Here is a 704-nt window from a genome sequence, read left to right on the forward strand (position 1 = left end):
GGCTAACTTCGGACGTAGTATGTTGCGCTATGGGGTCGGGGCAAAATATACCTTTAACGGGCTTGAAAACCTTGCTCCTAGCAGGGCGTATATTTTAGCGGGAAACCACCAGAGCTATGCAGATATATTTTTAATTTTTGCCGCCTTGCGTGAACGCGGTATGAAAACGTTATTTGTGATAAAAAAAGAGCTTCTATCAATACCATTATTCGGTATGGTAGCTGGGCAAATGGGGCTTGTGCCGATAGATAGGAATGAAACAAAAGATAGTTTGAGGCTATTGATGCAGTCTGTGAACGAACTGCCAAAAGATTGCTCACTGGTGGTATTTGTTGAGGGGACTAGGACAAAAGATGGCAACCTGCAGCCGTTTAAGCGCGGAGCATTCCTGATGGCAACGCACGCAAAGCTACCCGTTGTGCCGTTCGTAATAACAGGGACTATGGATATAATGTCTGCAAACAATATGCATATTCATCGTGGCAGAAGCTGTCAAATAACATTTTTACCCCCTATTGAGTCAGAGGGGATGACTGCAAAGAGTATGGGCGATAAGGTGGAAACACTGATTCGGGCTAAATATGCAGAATTGCGAACCGCTAGGCATTAACACAGCGACTAGCAGGGTAATATTGGGTTTCGGTGGCAATCTTGGTGATGTGCCACAAGCATTTAGCAGTGCTGTGCAGGCACTAACTGCTGAT

At 45.3% G+C, this 704-nt stretch carries 1 protein-coding gene; it reads left to right on the forward strand.

Annotated elements, in window-relative coordinates:
- The coding region (locus AC1MDJ_RS08265; protein WP_479690436.1) for a lysophospholipid acyltransferase family protein at positions 1 to 610 on the forward strand (610 nt) is incomplete at its 5' end.
- Between the last annotated feature and the right edge of the window lie 94 nt (positions 611 to 704).

This window comes from Candidatus Termitispirillum reticulitermitis, from assembly GCF_054655775.1.